13 protein-coding genes and 2 pseudogenes are annotated in these 17218 nt (G+C 72.2%); 5 read left to right on the top strand and 10 right to left on the bottom strand.

Features of this window, described 5'->3' with window-relative positions; translation table 11 throughout:
- Window positions 1-347: 347 nt before the first annotated feature.
- The 4 genes and pseudogenes from AB0N16_RS38440 to AB0N16_RS38425 all read left to right on the top strand — a co-directional run.
- A pseudogene (locus tag AB0N16_RS38440) lies at window positions 348-470 on the top strand (aldehyde dehydrogenase family protein); the annotation flags it as partial.
- Window positions 471-587: 117 nt separating this feature from the next.
- Entirely contained in the window at window positions 588-1064 is a 477-nt protein-coding gene (locus AB0N16_RS38435; RefSeq protein WP_365805295.1) for an MEKHLA domain-containing protein, read from the top strand.
- A 259-nt stretch (window positions 1065-1323) separates the two neighbouring features.
- Window positions 1324-1776 (top strand): MarR family transcriptional regulator, encoded by a 453-nt coding sequence (locus tag AB0N16_RS38430; RefSeq protein ID WP_365805132.1) that lies wholly within the window; start codon window positions 1324-1326, stop codon window positions 1774-1776.
- 132 nt (window positions 1777-1908) lie between these two features.
- Window positions 1909-3129 (top strand): low temperature requirement protein A, encoded by a 1221-nt coding sequence (locus tag AB0N16_RS38425; RefSeq protein ID WP_365805130.1) that lies wholly within the window; start codon window positions 1909-1911, stop codon window positions 3127-3129.
- Between the two features lie 22 nt (window positions 3130-3151).
- On the opposite strand, the gene AB0N16_RS38420 is transcribed toward AB0N16_RS38425, so the two are convergent.
- The 4 genes and pseudogenes from AB0N16_RS38420 to AB0N16_RS38405 all read right to left on the bottom strand — a co-directional run.
- Window positions 3152-4684, bottom strand: a complete 1533-nt coding sequence (locus tag AB0N16_RS38420; RefSeq protein WP_365805128.1) for a GMC family oxidoreductase N-terminal domain-containing protein — start codon at window positions 4682-4684, stop codon at window positions 3152-3154.
- A gap of 72 nt (window positions 4685-4756) precedes the next feature.
- On the bottom strand, window positions 4757-5635 hold the full coding sequence (locus AB0N16_RS38415; RefSeq protein WP_365805126.1) for an LLM class F420-dependent oxidoreductase: 879 nt from the start codon (window positions 5633-5635) through the stop codon (window positions 4757-4759).
- Between the two features lie 243 nt (window positions 5636-5878).
- Entirely contained in the window at window positions 5879-7894 is a 2016-nt protein-coding gene (locus AB0N16_RS38410) for a LuxR C-terminal-related transcriptional regulator (protein ID WP_365805124.1), read from the bottom strand.
- A gap of 376 nt (window positions 7895-8270) precedes the next feature.
- Window positions 8271-8747, bottom strand: a pseudogene (locus AB0N16_RS38405) (ATP-binding protein); the annotation flags it as partial.
- An 83-nt stretch (window positions 8748-8830) separates the two neighbouring features.
- Here AB0N16_RS38405 and AB0N16_RS38400 point away from each other — a divergent pair.
- On the top strand, window positions 8831-9280 hold the full coding sequence (locus tag AB0N16_RS38400; protein WP_365805122.1) for a MarR family transcriptional regulator: 450 nt from the start codon (window positions 8831-8833) through the stop codon (window positions 9278-9280).
- Window positions 9281-9352: 72 nt separating this feature from the next.
- Here AB0N16_RS38400 and AB0N16_RS38395 read toward each other — a convergent pair whose 3' ends face one another.
- The 6 genes from AB0N16_RS38395 to AB0N16_RS38370 form a co-directional block, all read right to left on the bottom strand.
- On the bottom strand, window positions 9353-9949 hold the full coding sequence (locus tag AB0N16_RS38395; protein WP_365805120.1) for an isochorismatase family cysteine hydrolase: 597 nt from the start codon (window positions 9947-9949) through the stop codon (window positions 9353-9355).
- Window positions 9950-10030: 81 nt separating this feature from the next.
- Window positions 10031-11455 (bottom strand): MFS transporter, encoded by a 1425-nt coding sequence (locus AB0N16_RS38390; protein ID WP_365805118.1) that lies wholly within the window; start codon window positions 11453-11455, stop codon window positions 10031-10033.
- 163 nt (window positions 11456-11618) lie between these two features.
- On the bottom strand, window positions 11619-12536 hold the full coding sequence (locus tag AB0N16_RS38385; protein WP_365805293.1) for an NADP-dependent oxidoreductase: 918 nt from the start codon (window positions 12534-12536) through the stop codon (window positions 11619-11621).
- A gap of 256 nt (window positions 12537-12792) precedes the next feature.
- Entirely contained in the window at window positions 12793-13416 is a 624-nt protein-coding gene (locus tag AB0N16_RS38380; protein WP_365805291.1) for a DedA family protein, read from the bottom strand.
- A 343-nt stretch (window positions 13417-13759) separates the two neighbouring features.
- A complete protein-coding gene (locus tag AB0N16_RS38375) occupies window positions 13760-14866 on the bottom strand; it encodes an FAD-dependent oxidoreductase (protein ID WP_365805116.1) in 1107 nt (368 codons plus the stop codon).
- 161 nt (window positions 14867-15027) lie between these two features.
- Entirely contained in the window at window positions 15028-16488 is a 1461-nt protein-coding gene (locus tag AB0N16_RS38370; protein WP_365805114.1) for a glutamate decarboxylase, read from the bottom strand.
- Between the last annotated feature and the right edge of the window lie 730 nt (window positions 16489-17218).

Here is a 17218-nt window from a genome sequence, read left to right as displayed (position 1 = left end):
GCGAACGCGGTGCGCAGCGCGTCGGCGAGGTCGGCCGGGTGCTGCTGTCGTCCTGGGAGACGCCGGGGGAGCCCGGGTCCGGGAAGCCGATCAGGCTCAGCACGGCCCGCCGGACGCCCTCCAGGTCGTACTCGCCCAGCGGGATCCCCGAGGCGCGGGAGTGCTTGGTGACCCCGACGAACGCGCCGAACGCCATCGACAGCAGCACCTGCGGATCACCGGCGCGGGCGGCAGCGGCCGCCTGCGCCGCCCGCAGGATCTCGACCAGCTCGGCATTGAGCCGGTTGACGACCTCGTACGCCTGCGGCCGCAGATACGAGCCGTGCACCTGGTGTTCCAGGAACGAGAACGCCTGGGTCTTCGAGCCGACCGTCTGCACCGACGTCACCCCGGACATGCGGATCGCCCGCGAGGAGATCTTCGGGCCGGTCCTCGCCGTCCTGCGCTTCGAGGACGAGGCGGTGGCCATCGCCAGCAGGGGTGGTGACACGGCTGCGGTGGGTGAGCGGACCGAACCCTCCCCGTTGCGCTTCGGCCGTACGTGCTCTGGAACCATCCCTTCGGAAAGCGACGAAAGGCGGTCACCGATGGCCATGAAGTTCCACGAAGTGCACAGCCGGGGCTCGGACTTCGCACATCTTCTCCTCTCCAGCCATGAGCGGTTGACCGGCCTCCCCTTGTGTCCCCCGGCGTTCCCGGACGCCTCCGAGTCGGCCCGCTGGCTCTACGAGTTCGCGCCCTTCGGGCTGCTCGCCCACGACGCCGGTCCGGATCCCGTCTTCGTCTACGCGAACACGACCGCCCAGAAGTGCTTCGAGTACGGCTGGGAGGAGTTCGTCCGGCTCCCGTCCCGGCTGTCCGCCGAACCGGACGCGCAGGGGGACAGGGACGCCTTCGTGCGGTCGGTGACGGAGCGCGGATTCGCCTCCGGCTACCGGGGGCTGAGGATCGCCAAGTCCGGCCGCAGGTTCTGGATAGAGGACGTCACGATGTGGAACCTTCTTGACGCCGACGGCACTTGCCACGGCCAGGCGGCGGTCTTCCCGTCATGGACGGACATCTGAAGAACCATCAGTGTTCACGCGCTCGACGCGCACCGGGTCCCGCGAAGCGTTCGAGCGCATATCCTTCGACTTCAAGCACTTCGCCGCCGATCCCGCGCCGGTCCACGACAAGCGCCTACCACCCAATTCGACTCGGTCGCCGAGATCGTCGAGCAGGCCTGAGGGGCTGGGGCGGGGGCTGTCCGGCCCGGCTGCCGGACAGCCCCTGACGTGCGCCGGAAGCTTGAGACTCCTTGCTTGAGCACGCTATTCTGATGCGATGAGCGACGACGATCCACTGACCGCCCACGAAGAACGCTTCTGGCGTGCCCTGATGCGCGTCATCGTCGCGCTGCCGCGCTCGCTGGACGACGATCTGCTGCGCTCCACGGGGCTCACGCTCACCGAATACGTCGTCCTGATGAACCTCTCCGAGGCCGAGAACCAGGAACTTCGCATGACGGACCTCGCCTCGGCCACCGCCCTGTCCGCGAGCCGCATCACCCGGGTCGTGGAGGCGCTGCAGGGCCGCGGCCAGGTCGTCAAGCGGCGCTACGAAGGCGACGCCCGCGGCAATGTCGCGACCCTCACCCCGGAAGGGCTCAAGCGCCTCCAGGACGCCTACCCGGTACATCTGGCGAGCGCCCGCAAGCGGGTCATGGACCTCCTCGACGGCAGGTCGGTACCGGCCATGGTGCGGCAGTTCGAAGCGGTGGTGGAGAAGCTCGACTGAGCTTCGCCGGCCTGGCCGCCGCCCGCCGGACTGCTAATCTACAAGTGTCAAACAGTGCCGGAAGCGCACCTCCAGCCCGCCCATGACCCGGAGAGCAGCCATGCACCAGCGACCTCGGCCGAGACCGCGGGTATGACCTCGCGACCGGAGAGCCAGGAGCACTGGGCCCGGCTGCGCCGCCAGCTGTGGCGGCCGCCGCGGGTCCACGGGGACCAGCCGCGACACCGGGTGGTCGGCCCGCTGGAACTCTTCTACGACCTGGTCGTGGTCGTCCTGGTCGCCCAGGCCGCCCACCACCTGGCGGCGCATCTCACCTGGCACGGCCTCGGCGAGTTCGCGGTGGTGTTCGCGCTGGTGTGGATCGCCTGGCTCAACGGCACGCTCCACCACGATCTGCACGGTCACGACGACGCCCGGGGCCGCAGTCTCTTCCTCCTGCAGATCCTCGTGCTCGTCCCGCTGGGGGCGTTCATCCCCGAGGCCGGCGGCGCGGAGGGCGCCCATTTCGCGGTCAACGCGGGGATCCTGTTCGCCGTCCTGGCCGTGCTCTGGTTCCTGGCCGGACGCGGCAGCTCCGCCGAGTTCCGCAAACCCACCCGGCTGTACGTGATCGGTACGGCGGCCTGCGCGGTCGTGCTCTTCGCCGGCGCCGGGCTGCCGGCCGACACCCGCCTGCTGACCTGGGGGCTGCTGGCCCTCGCCTTTCTCGCCGGGTTCGCCTGGATGGTCCTCACGGTCGCCCCGGCCCGGGAATCGGCGCTCGCCCTCACCGACGCGCTCGTCGAGCGGTTCGGGCTGCTCATCATCATCGTGCTCGGCGAGACCGTGACCGGCGTCGTGGACGGGCTGGCGGCCGAACCAACCACCGTCCTGAGCCTCGCGGTCGGGCTCGTGGCCGTGGTGGTCGGATTCGGCGCCTGGTGGACGTACTTCGACTTCGCCGGTCACCGCCCGCCCCGGCGCACCCGCACGGTGACCCTCGGCTGGATGCTCACCCACCTACCGCTGACGGCGGCGGTGACCGCCATGGGGGCCGCGATGGTCGGCCTGGTCGAGCACGCCCACACCGACCGCACGCCCGTCGCCACGGCCTGGGTGCTGTGCGGGGGCGTGGCCGTCGTGCTGGTCACGACGATGCTGGTCGCGACCGGCCTGGAGGCCTGGCGGGACGAGCGGGAGCTCTACCGTCCGCTCGCCGGCACCTGCCTCGCCGTGGCCCTCGCGGCCCTTGCGCTCGGCGCCGCACGTCCAGCGCCGCTCCTGCTCGGGCTGCTGCTCGTCGTCCTGCTGGGCATTCCCTGGGGCCTCGCCGTGGCCCGCAGGCTGGGCCGCGACGAGACACCGGCTCTCTGAACCTCAGGGGCCGACGGCGGCCTCAACCGCCGTACACCCGGCGGGCCATGTGTTCCGCGATCATGATCGTGGTCGCGTTGGTCACGGTCGACGGCACTTCCGGCAGGATCGAGGCGTCCACGACCCGCAGCCCCGCCAGCCCCTTGACGGCACCGGTCTCGTCGACGACGGCCCACTGGTCCTCGGGTCCGCCCATCGGCGCGGTGGACGTCGGATGACCGTAGGTGGCGATGCCGCTCTCGATCGCCGCCGCCAGCTCCTCGTCGCTGCCCATGGCGTCGCCCGGCACCAGTTCCGCCGCCACCGTCCCCGAGAGGGGCGCGCTGCCCACCAGACGGCGCACCAGCCGCAGCGCCTCCAGCATGCGACGCCGGTCCCGGTCCGTCGCCAGGTAGTTGTCGTCGATGACCGGGGCGACGTGCGGATCACGGGCGGCCAGCCGCACCGAGCCGCGCGACTCCGGCCGGGTGACGGCCGCCGCCAGCACCATCGCCCCACCGGTCGGACTGAACGAGCCGTCCAGCAGATGGGTGCCCACGACGGCGAGGTCCAGTTCACCGGGGAGCGCCTCCCGGGAGGCGAGCCACAGATGGGCGGCGAACGCGGACGTCATGCCCTGGTGCTCGGGCGCCAGCGCGAACAGCGAGTGGAAGAACGGGTGGTCCTGCAGCCGGCGCCCGACGGGCAGGTCGGCGACCACGTCGATGCCGAGGCCCCGCAGATCCGCGGCCGGGCCGACGCCGGAGCGCAGCAGGATGGCCGGGCTGCCGTACGCGCCCGCGCTGAGCACCACCTCACCGGCCCGGTGAACGGTGCCCGACGCCTCGACGACACCGCGCGCCCTGCCGTCCTCGACGAGGACCCTGTCGATCGTGATGTCGCTCAGCACCGTCAGATTGCGGCGGCCGCGCACCTGCGGCGTCAGATACGCCAGGGCGGTGTTCCGGCGCACCCCGTCGACGATGTTGACCGGGTAGGCGCCGGTGCCGTCCTGCCGGTCGCCGTTGAAGTCGTCGTTGCGCCAAAAGCCCAGCCCCGCCGCACTGTCCACGAACGCCCGCATGGGGGACGTGAGTTCCTCGTAGGTCCACTGGCGGATCGGGAAGGGGCCCGTCCGCCCGTGGAATGCGTCGTCGCCGGACGGGGTGTTCTCCAGGTCCCGGAAGGTGGGCAGGACCTCCTCGAACGACCAGCCCTTGATGCCGTACCGCTCGCCCCAGGCGGCGAAGTCCGCGGCCCGCGCCCGGATCGCCACACCCGCGTTCACCGCCGAGCTGCCGCCCATGGCCCGGCCGCGCGGGGCGGCGATGCTCGGGGCGCGGTCGGTGGCTCGCGCGCTGTAGCCCCAGTCGTGGTCGGGGTCGGCCAGCAGGTGGGGGGTCAGCAGTCCCTCGGGGACGCGGTCGGCGGGGTAGTCAGGACCCGCATCGATCAGCAGGACGGTGCGCCGCGGATTCTCACTGAGCCGGGCGGCGAGCACGGCGCCGGCGGAGCCGCCGCCGACGATGACGACATCGGCCCGGGGGTGACCGGCGTGTTCGCTCGTGATGGTCATCTGCATCTCCTCGTCTATTGCTTCAGCAAGCAAATAAATAGCTCTGCTGGTGTCTCGGGGTGCGCACGGTGGTCAGATCCGCATCGCTTCCGGTATCACGCGCTCGCCCAGCAGCCGGAGCGCGGCATGCTGGTCGGCGCCGCGGACCGGGCCGATGACATGGTCGATGCCGATGCGGTCCAGCCGCCGCAACTCCGCGAGCAGGGCCGGGACCTGCTCGCCGCGCGCTCCGGGGTCGAGGGGGAGCAGGACCGTCTTCTCGATCTCGGCGTAGTCGCGCCCGACGTCGTCACAGTGTCGGCGGAGCACGTCGAGTTTGCGTGCGAGGTCCGGGCCGTGGAAGAGGTTGCAGGCGTTCCCGTACTCCGCGACCAGCCGCAACGTCTTCCGCTCGCCGGAGCCGCCGATGAGAATCGGCGGATGGGGGCGGCGCAGCGTGCCCGGGGAGTTGAGGGTGCGTTCGAGGCGGTAGTGGCGGCCGGCGAAGGGCTTCTCGTCGTCGCTCCACATCTGCAGGCAGATCCGGAGGGTCTCCTCCAGCCGCTCGAACCGCTCCGCGACGGGCGGGAACGGCAGCCCGAGCCCGCGTGCCTCGGCGAGGTTGAAGCCCGCGCCGACGCCGATGCCCAGGGCGGCGCGGCCCTCGGAGAGGACGTCCAGCGTAGTGATCATCTTGGCCAGCAGGCCGGGCTCGCGGTAGCCGGCCGAGGTCACCAGGGCGAGCAGTTCCGCCCGCTCGGTAGCCGCGGCCAGATAGCCCAGCGTCGTGTACGCCTCCAGCATCTCCTGCTCGGAGGCGCCCACGATCCCGATCTGGAAGAGGTGGTCCATGACGGCGATCCGGGTGAAGCCGAACTCCTCGGCACTACGGGCGAGTCGCGCCACGTGACGGGCGATGCCCGCCGGACCGCCGGGCTGGCTGAAATCCGCGATGGCGATGCCGAGGTTCATGCGGGCCTTCCGTGCCGTGGGTCGCCGGGTTGTCGCCATCGAGTATGCCGGGACTACTATGTGCTTTGTCAAGCAAGGAAATTGGCCGCTCAGCCGTCAAGTGACTGCGTGCGGTGCCTGCGCCGCACCTCAGACGAGGCGAAGACCGCCGAGATGCCGTGGACGATGCTGGGGTCGCGGCGTGGGCGCTGTCCACCGGTGGCCACCCGTCATTCGACTGGTTCCGCTACTGCCCCGCGTGCGCTACGGCGTCTCCTCGTCCTGGTGCGCGGCGGCCATCGCCTCCAGCGCGCCACGGAGGGCGGCACGTGAGGTGATGCCCAACTTGGGATACACGCGGTACAGATGAGAGCCGACCGTGCGGTGCGACAGGAACAGCCGTTCGCCGATCTGTTTGTTGCTCAGGCCGGTCGCCGCGAGCTCGGCGATCTGCCGTTCCTGGGCGGTCAGCTGCTCCGGCGCCACGTCGGGCCGGGCGACGGAGACACCGGTGGCGCGCAGTTCGGCCGCGGCCCGCTGGGCCATCATCTCGGCGCCGATCCGGTCGAAAGTCTCCAGGGCCGCGCCCAGTTGGGTCCGCGCCCCGGCCATGTCGTGGGTACGGCGCAGCCATTGGCCGTACGCGAACTGGATGCGCGCGAAGTCCCAGGGCCAGCGTCCGGAGTCCGGAAGGGCCAGGGCGGCCTCGAACAGGGCGGCGGCCTCCGCGTCGTCGGCGGCCACGGCGGCCGCCCCCGCCGTGATCAGCTCGGTACGCGGCCCGATCCGCGGAATCCCGGCCTCCTGGGCGGCGCGCACGTGCGCCCGGGCGTCCTCGAGACGGCCGGTGCGGACCGCCGCCTCCACGAAGTCCAGGACCATCCACCGACCCGGCACACCGGGGGTGGGGGCACCGGGTGGCCCGATCCGCGCCGCCTGGACGAGGGCCTCCTCGTAGTCGCCCTGGCCGATGGCCGCGAGATTGCGCGCCGACCGCGCGTAGCCCTCCGTCACGTCCATACCGCGCGGCGCCGCCCAGGTGGTGGTCTCCTCACTGCGGGTACGGGCGAGATCCGCGTCGCCGCGCAGTGCCGCGCCCGAGGCCAGCACGGCCCGGAGTTGCCGCTCCCAGAACTGGTACCCGTACGCCGACGCCAGGTCCAGCCCCTCCTCGGCGAGCCGTTCCGCCTCGTCCCACAGCCCGTGGACGTAGGAGTCCTGGCAGAGCAGCAGCAGCGCCGGGACCACCATGCCGATCGCGCCGCCGTCCCGCTCTCGGTCGATCATGCGCAGCAGCAGGCGCCGGTGGTCGGACAGGGCGTCCATGGCCACGGCGGCGAAGCCCAGCGGGACGATCTGCCAGGGGGCCGCGTCGATGGTCAGCTCGGCGAACGCGTCCGCGAGCCCCTCCCGGATCGCGTCGGACTTGCGGGTGGGGTCGACGTACGCGTCGTAGCAGAGCCGGAACGGGGTGACCGCCTCCGGCGGGAACCGGGCCATCGCGGTGTCGAGCAGCTTCCACGGCTCGGGTCTGAGGGTGTAGAGGCTGACCAGCAGCAGGGTGTACAGGATGCCGAGCCGGTCCCAGTCGCCCTTCTCGGCCTCGCAGGCGTGGTCGAGGGCCTGTGCCAGCAGCCGGTAGGCGGTGTCGACATCACCCCCGTCGTGGGTGAGCAGATGGGCGGTGGCGGCGAAGACCAGCCCGGTCTGGGTGTCCGGGGTCTGCCCCGCATCCGCCAACAGCCGGTTCACCTGGTCGAGTTGGCCGGTCATCGTGGCGAGGAAGGCGGCCTCCACCAGGCGGCGGGACCGGTCGACCGGGTGCGGACTGAGCTCGCCGGCCCGCATCAGCGCCGTGACCGCGGCGGACGCGGCGATCCGCCGCCGGTCGGAGAACAGCGCTCCGACCGACGCCGGCAGCTCGGCGGCGGAACCGGTGCCGCGCCGCCAGGCGGTCAGCGCCGCCTCGTCCAGCGCCCGCGCCACCGACTCGTCGGGCGCGGCGGCTGCCTCCGCGAGATGCCAGGCCCGGCGCTCGGGATCGTCGGCCAGCGCGGCGGCCAGCGCCTCGTGCGCGGCCCGGCGTTCGCGCGGCGACGCCAGGTCCACCACGGCCGTGGCGATCAGCGGGTGACAGAACGTGAGACCGCAGCCGGCCGCGGGCGCGCGGACCAGACCGGCCCGCTCGGCCGGGACCAGGTCGTCGATGTGGGCCGACCCCTGCGCCGCGGTGCGCAGCACGGTGAGCCCGGCGTCGGCGTCCAGGGCCGCCAGCAGCATGAGCCTGCGGGTCGGGGCGGGCAGGTCGGCGAGCAGCCCGGCGCAGGTCGCTTCCAGGCGTCGCGACAGCTGGAGGCGGTCGGGCAGCGGATCCTGGCCGGCGCGCTGCCTCGGTGAGCGGTACGGGCAGCTCCTGGAGCGCCAGCGGGTTGCCGTCGGCCTCGGCCAGCAGCCGCCGCCGCACCGCGGGGGCCAGCCCGGGGGAGCAGGCGTCCAGGACGGCGCCCGCCGATCTCGGGTCGAGCGACTCGACCGTGCGCTCGGGCAGCCCGGACCGGCGGAAGAGGTCCTCGGTCCCGATCCGGGAGGCGGCCAGGAAGACGATCGGGGCGTCCGCGATCCGCCGTACGACGAATCCCAGGACGGCCGCGCTGGCCTCGTCGAACCAGGCCACGTCGTCGGCGATCAGCAGCAGCGCGCGTTCCGCGGTGGTCAGTTCCAGGAGGGCGAGCACCGCCGTCGACACCAGGGACTCCGGAGCCGGGCTCCGGGCGAGATCGAAGACCTGGTGGAGGGCGTCCCGATGGTGCTCGGCCAGCCGGTCGACATCGTGGCGCACCGGGTAGAGCAGCTGGTGCAGCGCCGAGAACGCGATCCTGGCCTCGGCCTGTGCGCCGGCGGCGCGCAGCACCCGCATCCCGTACGCCGTGGCCTGTACCGCGGCGGCGTCCAGCAGCGCCGTCTTTCCCACCCCCGGCTCGCCGTGCAGCAGGAGACCAGAGCTGCCCTGACCGGGACCGGCGAGCAGCGAGTCGATCAGTTCCAGCTCGGCGGCACGTCCGATCAGCTGCGCCCCGCTCGACGGCGATCGGGACGGTTCGTCGGTCTGACGACGCCTTTCGGAGGTGCTCACGATTTGAATATAGCCCCCGCAAAATGCTTGACCGCGCAAATAGTTGATTAAAATGCCCGGTCGGCGCTGGGTAGGCTGGACCGATGACCAGTGACCCTAGGCCGGAGGCCGAGGTCGCCGCCGAATTGATGAAGGCGATGACCCGGCTGCGCGCCCGGCTGCGCACCGAGTCGGCCCCCAGCGACATGCGGTGGAGCTGGTCGCAGTTGACCACGCTGGGCCGCATCGTCGAGGAGGGCCCGGTCACGGCCAGTGAGTTGGCGCAGGCCGAGCATGTGCGCCGCCAGTCGATGGCCGAGACGCTCGCGTCGCTGCGCGCCGGGGGCCTGATCGCCAGCAGCAGGGATCCCGGCGACGGCCGCAAGACCCTCATCCACGCCACGCCCGAGGGGCGGGCCCTGTTCGGGATGATCCCGGTCGCCCGGGCGACCTGGCTCGGCGCCGCGATCGACGCGTATCTGCGGCCGGACGAGCGCGACACCCTGCTGAAGGCCGCGGCGATCATGAACAGGATCGCGGACAGCGGGCGGTGACGGCCTGGCCGGGGGTTCGGCACACGGCAGAGGTGCCCCTCCGACCCGGAGGGGCACCTCTGCCGTGTGGCCTCAGGCGGTCTTGGTCAGCGCCTGGAGCTCGCCGGTCTCGATGACGTGCGCCTGGCTCGGGAAGACCTTCTCCGTCAGGACCCGGTGGACCTCGGGGTCCGGGTCGCCGGTCGCGTCCTTGAGGACGTAGAGCCCGAAGTCGTCGTCGGCCGCCTGCCGGAGGGTCGTCAGCACCACTCCGCCGGTGGACAGCCCGGCGAGGACCAGGGTGTCTATGCCCTGCTTGCGCAGCAGTTCACGGACGTCGGTGGTGCTGGCGAAGGCGCTGATCCGGGTCTTGCGCACGGTGATGTCCCGCTCCCGCACCTCGAACGACTCGTGCAGTGCGGCCTCGGGGCTGCCGTCGGCGAGGAACCCGCTCTGCGCGACCGGGGCGAAGGACTTGTTGAGCTCGGGTACGGCGGCGAAGTCCTCCGGGGCGAAGGCGACCCGGACGTGGACGACCTGGACGTCGTTCGACCGGGCCCAGGACAGGGCCGCGTGGGCGCGGGAGAGCGCCTGGTCCGGGTCGGCGACGGCGGCGAGGACGGCCGGCTGGAAGTCCATGAGGAACAGGGCCGTGCGGGTGGGGTCGAGGTGCGGGACGGTGGTGGTCATTGCCTGAACTTTCTTGTCTTGCCGGATGGTTCCGGTTGGTTCCGGTGGTTCCGGACGGTTCCGGACGGTGGAGGTTGGCGGTCAGGGGGTGGGGCGCCGGTCGGTGTGCGCCAGCTGCCGGTCGAGGACCGTCATGACGAGGACGACGGCGGCTATGCCGACCAGCGCCCAGGAGATGTGCCGCAGACCGGTGTCGTCGACGTGCGTGTGGAACGCGGTGCCGGTGATGGCCGCCGAGGCGATGGAGCCGATGTAGCCGAAGGTGCGCAGCAGTCCGGACGCGGTGCCGACGCTGTCGTGCGGCGCCTCCTGGTACAGGACCGTCTGGTTCGCCACCGTGCCGGCCCCCGAGGTGAGGCCGAACACCGCGGTGATCGCGATCACCACGGCCACGGGCGTGCCGCCGTCCACGAAGACGGTGGCGATGGCGCCCACGAGCAGCAGCAGCGCGGAGACGTTCAGCAGTGCGCGGACCCGGCCGCGCCGGGACACCACCCGGGCGGACACCGCCGACAGGACACCCATCGGGACGAGGACCAGTCCCGACTGGTAGGCGGTGAGTCCCCGGGAGGCCTCCAGCCACTGGGTGAGCCCGTAGAGGATCACGTAAGTGCCCAGCAGGGTGAGGCCGTTGCGCAGGTAGGTGCGGGTGAGGGCGAGGTTCGAGGCGAGCAGCCGGACGTTCAGGAAGGGGTTGGCGGCGCGCAGCTCCCAGGCCACGAGGACGGCGGCGACCGCGACGGACACGCCGAGGGCCGGCCACTCCGGGGCGGGGAGCGAGGACAGGAACACCAGCAGCGCGGTGAGCGCCCCGCCGAAGCCGACGATGCCGGCCAGGTCGAGACGGGAGACGAGGGTGCGCGCCGACCGCCCGCGCACCCGGTCGGTGTCCTTGGGGATCCAGACCGCGGCCATGACGAAGGCGGCCACCGCGACGGGGACGTTGATCCAGAAGGCCGTCTGCCAGCCGAGCCGGCCGACCAGCAGGCCGCCGATGGCGGGGCCGACGGCGACGGTGGCGGCGCCCGCGATCGCCAGGCCGCCGAGGACGCTGCCGGGCGGCTGCCGCATGCCGGTCGCCTTGGCCCTGCGGCGGATCAGCAGCATCGCGGAGGGGTAGCCGGCGGAGGTGCCGGCCCCGATGAGCACCCGGGCCGCGATCAGGGACGGCATGTTCTGCGCGGCCGCGCCGAGGACACCGCCGACGAGGACGAGGAAGATGCCGGCGAAGAACACCCGGCGGGGCCCGAACTCCTCGGCCAGCCGCCCGGCCGCCGGCTGGGCTATCGCGCTGGTCAGATACAGGCTCGATATCAGGATCGCGGTGCCGCCCACGGAGGTGTGCATCGCGGCCGCGATCGCCACCAGGGCGGGTGCGATCACCGAGCTGTTGATCGGGTTGAGTACGGCGCCCATGTACAGCGGGGTCACGAAGGAGGCCCCGAAGGGCTTGTCCGGCGGGGCCTTTTCCTGCCGTACGGAGGCGACATCGGCGGTGATTCCCAAGGTGCTGCTCCTCTCGTCCCGTATGCACGGCCCCAGAATTAGGCAGGCTACCTGTCAGCCTATAGCAGGCTGCCTGCCTATCTCGGCGAGGGGAGGTGGTCGGCCGTCCGCCGGACCCGCGCGGACGGCGCGGACCCGCCCGGACGGTGCGGGTCCGGCGGGGTCAGGGACGGAGCACGATCTTGCCGTGGGTGTGCCGTTGTTCCAGGTCGCGGAACGCGTCCCGCACCTGCGCCAGCGGGTAGGCGCGGGCTATCGGGACCTCCAGCTCCCCGCGCGCCGCGAGCCGGGCGAGTTCGCCGACCACGACCGCGGACGCCGCCGAACCCTCCCCGTAGGTCCGCGCTCCGACCTTGGCCGCGGCCTGCCAGTCGCGGATCGTGTTGATCCGCTCGGGCCGCACACCCAGCTCCACCGCCAGCTCCACATAGCCGTCGCCGAAGGTGTCGATGAACGCGTCCACCTTCCCGCCCGCGGCTCGCCGGATCCGCTCGGCCACGCCCTCCCCGTACGTGACGGGGACAACGCCACGCTCGGTCAGCCAGGCGTGGTTCCGCTCGCCCGCCAGCCCGATCACCGTCGCGCCCCGCCGCCGCGCCAGCTGCACGGCCAGCGACCCCACGCCGCCCGCCGCGCCGGAGACCACGACCGTGTCCGCCGGTCCTGGATCCACCGCGAACACGCTGGCGTACGCGGTCGTGCCGGCCACGTACAGCGACCCGGCCACGTCCCAGGGCAGTCCCTGCGGACGGGAGGCCACGTTCACGTCGTCGACTACGACGAACTCCGCGTGGCTCGCCCGGTTGTGGGTGAAGCCCAGGACCTCGTCCCCCACCGCGAAACCGCGCACCTCGGGGCCGACCCCGGTCACCACGCCGGCCAGATCGCTGCCCTGCCCGGAGGGGAACACCGCCGGCCAGCGTCCGTGCCGCGCGCCCTCGCGGATCATCACCTCACCGGGCTGGATCCCGGCCGCGCGGACCTCGACCAGCAGCTGCCCGGGGCCGGGCACCGGACGCTCCACCTCCTCCACCCGCAGCACATCGATCCCGCCGTACGCGTGGAACCGCACCGCCTTCATCGCGTGATCACCGCTCTCCATCCGTTCGGACAGGCCGCGACGGCCCTGTGCCGCATGCCACACAGCGACCGTGCTGGCGCGTTCAACGGCCCGGGGCGGAGCTGTCTTCCCGGAACGGCGATCCGATGACGGCGCGGCGCGGTCAGCCCCCGTCGCCGCCGGCCGCGGGTGCGAACGAGATGGTGCGCCCTGGCGACCGCGCCCACCGACTCGCCGCCGTCGCCGCCCACGCCGGCCCACTGGGAACCCTGAGCCCTCAGCGGTCCCGCCGCGCTCGGCGCGCCTCGGCCAGCGCGGGCAGCAGGGACAGTACGACGATCACGCCGATCAGCGGCAGCAGATAGCGGTCGATGTGCGACACCGACGAGCCCAGGGCGAACCCGGCGAGGACGAAGGTCTGCGACCAGAGCACACCACCGATGGCCTGCCAGAGGGTGAACGGCCGCACCGGCACCCCGAGCGCACCGGCCGCCGGATGCAGCACCGACCGCAGCAGCGGCACGAAGCGGCCGATCACCAGCGCCTTGCCGTACCCGTAGCGGGCCAGCAGCCGCTCCGCCCGGGCCGCCCCGGACTTCACCCGCGGACTGGAGGTGCGGGCCAGCAGCGGGCGGCCGCCGTGCCGTCCGATCAGATAGCCCACCTGGCCGCCCGCCACCGCACCGACGGCCGCACACACCAGCACCTGCCACAGCTCCAGCCGGGGCGGCCGGTCCGCGCTCGCCGCGCACAGCACACCGGCCGGGAAGAGCAGGGTGTCACCCGGCAGAAAGAAGCCGACGACCAGCAGTCCCGACTCGGCGAAGATCACCACCAGTACGGCCAGCGCACCGAAGGCGGCGAGCAACGAGGCACTGTCCGTCGGATTGACGGCGATCACCGTCCTCGCCTCCCCGTCCCGCTCGCCGGTCGCTTCCCTCAAGTGTCACGTGACGGCCGCGGGCGCGCCCGGAAAGCCGGGGGAGGGGACCGCCCGCCGCCGCGGGAGGCGCTCCGGCACGGTCGCCCGCTCCCCGATCGGCGGGACAGTGTGCCCGGGACGCTCCTCGGTGCGGCCGCCTCCGCCGAGGCCGGCACGTGGAGGGGGGCCGGGGCGACGGCGCCGACACCTGTCGCCCGCCGCACGGACCCGGCGGCGTCCGGTACGCGGCCGGGGGTTCCCGGCGTTTCGCCGCACCGGTGATCCATCGGTCGGTGCTGTGCGGCGTGGCGCCCGGGTGCGGTCAGGCCGAGGGGTAGCCGAGCTGGCGTCGCATATAGGGGGTCATGAGGGTCTTCGCCTTGGCCATGGTGGTGGCCCGGGTGCCGAGGACCGCGCTCTCGCCGAGCGGGACGGGCAGCACGGTCACCCCGTCGGCCGGGCCGAAGGGCACGATGAGCGGGGTGCGGCGGACGGCCCGGTAGGCGCGTGGCTTCTTGCTGTGCCGCCCCGAACTGCGCAGGTAGGAAGAGATGTTGTGGGCGGCGACCTCCGCCTGGGCGAGTGCGGCCGGGGTGACCTTGAGCTCGCTGACGTCGTTCACGTCGCCGACCGCGAACACGTCCGGCCTGCCCTCGACCCGGAGCGTCCGGTCGACCTTGACGTGTCCCGTCCCGGTCAGCCAGTCGCCGTGCCCGGCCAGGCGCAGCCAGAGTGTGTTGGGGGTGGTGCCGGTCGCCCAGAAGGAGAGGTCGGCGGCGAGGACCTCGCCGTGGGCGTCGCGGTAGGTGCCGAAGTCGGTGCCGGGGGACATGAAGGCGTCCAGCCGGACCGCCACGTCGTGGGCGGCCAGCCAGGTCCGGGCCTTGCGGCCGGCGCGGGCGCTGCCCGTGGAGTGCAGCAGCTCCTGCCCGGAGTGCGCGAGGGTGACCCGGGCGTCCGGCCGGGCCAGCCGGATCTCGGCGCTGAGTTCGACGCCGGAGGGACCGCCACCGACGACCAGGATGTGGTCGGCGGCGGCGATGTTGTGCTGGTGCTCGGCGAAGGCCTTCGCGGCCTCGTCGGGGGTGGAGCCGACGAAGCGGGCCGGTTCGGGGTAGTCGGCACCGGTGGCGATGACCAGCACGTCGTAGGGCAGCCGGTCGCCCGTGGCGAGGGTGACACGGCGCTCGACGGTGTCGACGCGGACCGCCTTGCCCACGACCACGCGGCCGTTGGTGAGCAGTTTGTCGTACGGGATGAACGGGGCGCCCGTCCACTCCGGGCGCACACCCGCCCGTAGCGAGGCGATGCGGTGGAAGAAGACCTCCTTGCGGTCCACGAGCGTGACATGCGCCGCGGCGTCCAGCTTCTTCGCCAGTCGTATGCCCGCGTAACCGCCGCCGATCACCACTACGTTGCCGTCCCGCACAGTGATTCTCCTGAGCCAGGTGGGGGGAGTGGCCGCGAGCCTAACAGTTGAAACATCAAGCGCAGGGTGGGTTCTGTGAGAGTGATGCAAAGACGCCCGCGGTCGGTGCGATTCGGCTGTCCGGCGGTTCGGCGGCGTCCGCCTTCCGGCTCAACTCGCCGTCAGGGGACGGCCGGAGGGGTCTGCGGCGGTGGGGGCGTCGGGCGGCCGCCGTGCAGTCGGCGGGTGACCTCGGTCAGGTCGGCGATGAACATGCCCGCGAGTTCGGCGGTGAACCCGGTGCGTACGACGAGACGCAGGACGGAGACGTCCTGGCAGGGCGCGGGGAAGGTGTACGCGGGCAGGTGCCAGCCGCGGGCGCGCATGGCCTGGGAGACGTCGAAGACCGTCAGGCCCTCGGTGCCGGGCGCCAGGCGGAAGGCGAAGGCGGGCAGTTCGGAGCCGTCGGTGACCAGTTCGTAGGGTGGGATGCCCTGGATGCGGGTGGCCAGGGCGCGGGCCGTCGTACGGTTCTGGGCCGCCAGGTTCCGCAGCCCGTCGAAGCCGTACCGCAGGAAGCTGTAGTACTGCGCGACGACGTGCGCGCCCGGGCGGGAGAAGTTGAGGGTGAAACTGGGGGAGCGGCCGCCGAGGTAGTCGACCTCGAAGACCAGGTCGTCGGGGAGGGCCTCGGCGTTGCGCCACAGGGCCCAGCCCAGTCCGGGGAAGACATGCCCGTACTTGTGCCCCGAGGTGTTGATGGAGGCGACCCGTTCGAGCTGGAAGTCCCAGAGCAGCCCCGGGTCGAGGAAGGGGGCCACCATGGCGCCGGACGCGCCATCGACATGGACGGGGATGTCGGTGCCGGTAGCGGTCTGGTATCCGTCCAGGGCCAGGCAGATGTCCGAGACGGGCTCGTAGGAGCCGTCGAAGGTGGACCCGAGGACGGTGACGACACCGATCGTGTTGTCGTCGCAGTAGGCGGTGAGCGTGTCCGGCGTGAGGTGGTAGCGGCCCGGCTCCATCGGGACGTAACGCGGCTCCACCTCGAAGTAGTTGGCGAACTTCTTCCAGCACACCTGGACGTTCGCGCCCATCACGAGGTTCGGGTGTGCGGTGTCCTTGCCCTGGGCCCGCCGGCGGTCCTGCCAGCGACGCTTGAGTGCGAGGCCGCCGAGCATGGCCGCCTCGCTCGAACCGGTGGTGGAGCAGCCGCGGACCTGCTCCGGGTACGGCGCGTGCCAGAGCCGGGCGAGCATCCGTACGCAGCGCTCCTCCATGGCGGTGATCTGCGGGTACTCCGCGCGGTCCGCGAGGTTCTTCTCCGCGGTCTCCGCCATCAACTGCCGTGCCTGCGGTTCCATCCAGGTGGTGACGAAGGTGGCGAGGTTGAGCCGTGCGTTGCCGTCGAGCATGAGCTCGTCGCGCACTCGGCGGCCGACCAGGTCGGGCGAGGACGCGTTCGCGGGCAGTTCGTCGACCGGCAGCAGCAGGTGGTCGACGGGCGGGAGCAGGTGGTCGACGGGCGGGAGCAGGTGGTCGACGGGCGTGCGGTCGTCGAGGGGCGGGCGGTCGGGTCCGGGCGAAGCGGTCAGGGTGTCGAACTCGCGTGCGGTCATGACGTCGGTATGCGGGATGGGCATGAGTGCCTCGATGCCTTTCTGGTCCGTACGGCCCCCGTGCACTCCGAAGCTAGATCGCTTTTTGGTCCGGCATCTGTGCCGATTACACCGATCCAGTGATCGATTTGCGGACTGATGAACTGGATTTTCCCATCCACATACTGGCCGGGCCGGGAGTGGCAGGTGCGTGGCGCGACATCGTCGGTTCGTTGCCGCGCACCGCTTCCTCGAAGGAGTCGCCGTCGTCCCTGGGGGTCTTTTGCCGGCATGACGACCGCCTGGGTCGGGACGTGGGTGGCGACGGCCTCGGCCCTGCCGGCGCCGGTGGGCGCGCCGCGATCCGTACCACGGACGCCGTCCGACTGAGCTGGCGTTGGGTCACGCGCGCGGCGGCGGCGCTACTTCGCCGCGCGGGTCATCGCGGTCCTGAAGGAATCCTCATATTGGCTACGGGGGCGGCTGTCCACCGGCCGGTCTGCCGGTGAAGCGGCCGCCGTCCGGGACCGGGTGGCGGCAGGCGGAGCGGCAGGGCCTCACCCCGCTGTGCTCGCCGCCGAGCGTGCCCTCACAGCGTGTCGTCGCTGAGCCGACAGGTGGCCGACGGTGGTGATCAAGGGCGGCCGCCTACTCGTGGCGGGGGGGTGCGGGCGAGCCGGGATACGCGGTGGGCCACATTGTGTGTTCGGCGGGAGATTCCCTGCGGTGTCGGTCTGGCGACGGACCTGTCCCGGCGCGGGGGCTGTCAACTCTT

This window comes from Streptomyces sp. NPDC051105 (assembly GCF_040682795.1).
Taxonomy (GTDB): Bacteria; Actinomycetota; Actinomycetes; order Streptomycetales; family Streptomycetaceae; genus Streptomyces.
The sequence above is the reverse complement of the archived record's forward strand: the minus strand, read 5'-3'. Positions and strand labels throughout refer to the sequence as shown.

Excerpts from the sequence above, each read along its gene's own strand:
- AB0N16_RS38430 (WP_365805132.1), top strand. The coding sequence starts at position 1,324 with ATGAGCGACGACGATCCACTGACCGCCCACGAAGAACGCTTCTGGCGT.
- AB0N16_RS38400 (WP_365805122.1), top strand. The coding sequence starts at position 8,831 with ATGACCAGTGACCCTAGGCCGGAGGCCGAGGTCGCCGCCGAATTGATG.
- AB0N16_RS38385 (WP_365805293.1), bottom strand. The coding sequence starts at position 12,536 with ATGAAGGCGGTGCGGTTCCACGCGTACGGCGGGATCGATGTGCTGCGG.
- AB0N16_RS38420 (WP_365805128.1), bottom strand. The coding sequence starts at position 4,684 with ATGACCATCACGAGCGAACACGCCGGTCACCCCCGGGCCGATGTCGTC.
- AB0N16_RS38370 (WP_365805114.1), bottom strand. The coding sequence starts at position 16,488 with ATGCCCATCCCGCATACCGACGTCATGACCGCACGCGAGTTCGACACC.
- AB0N16_RS38415 (WP_365805126.1), bottom strand. The coding sequence starts at position 5,635 with ATGAACCTCGGCATCGCCATCGCGGATTTCAGCCAGCCCGGCGGTCCG.
- AB0N16_RS38410 (WP_365805124.1), bottom strand. The coding sequence starts at position 7,894 with ATGCTGCTGGCGGCCCTGGACGCCGACGCCGGGCTCACCGTGCTGCGC.
- AB0N16_RS38425 (WP_365805130.1), top strand. The coding sequence starts at position 1,909 with ATGACCTCGCGACCGGAGAGCCAGGAGCACTGGGCCCGGCTGCGCCGC.
- AB0N16_RS38395 (WP_365805120.1), bottom strand. The coding sequence starts at position 9,949 with ATGACCACCACCGTCCCGCACCTCGACCCCACCCGCACGGCCCTGTTC.
- AB0N16_RS38435 (WP_365805295.1), top strand. The coding sequence starts at position 588 with ATGGCCATGAAGTTCCACGAAGTGCACAGCCGGGGCTCGGACTTCGCA.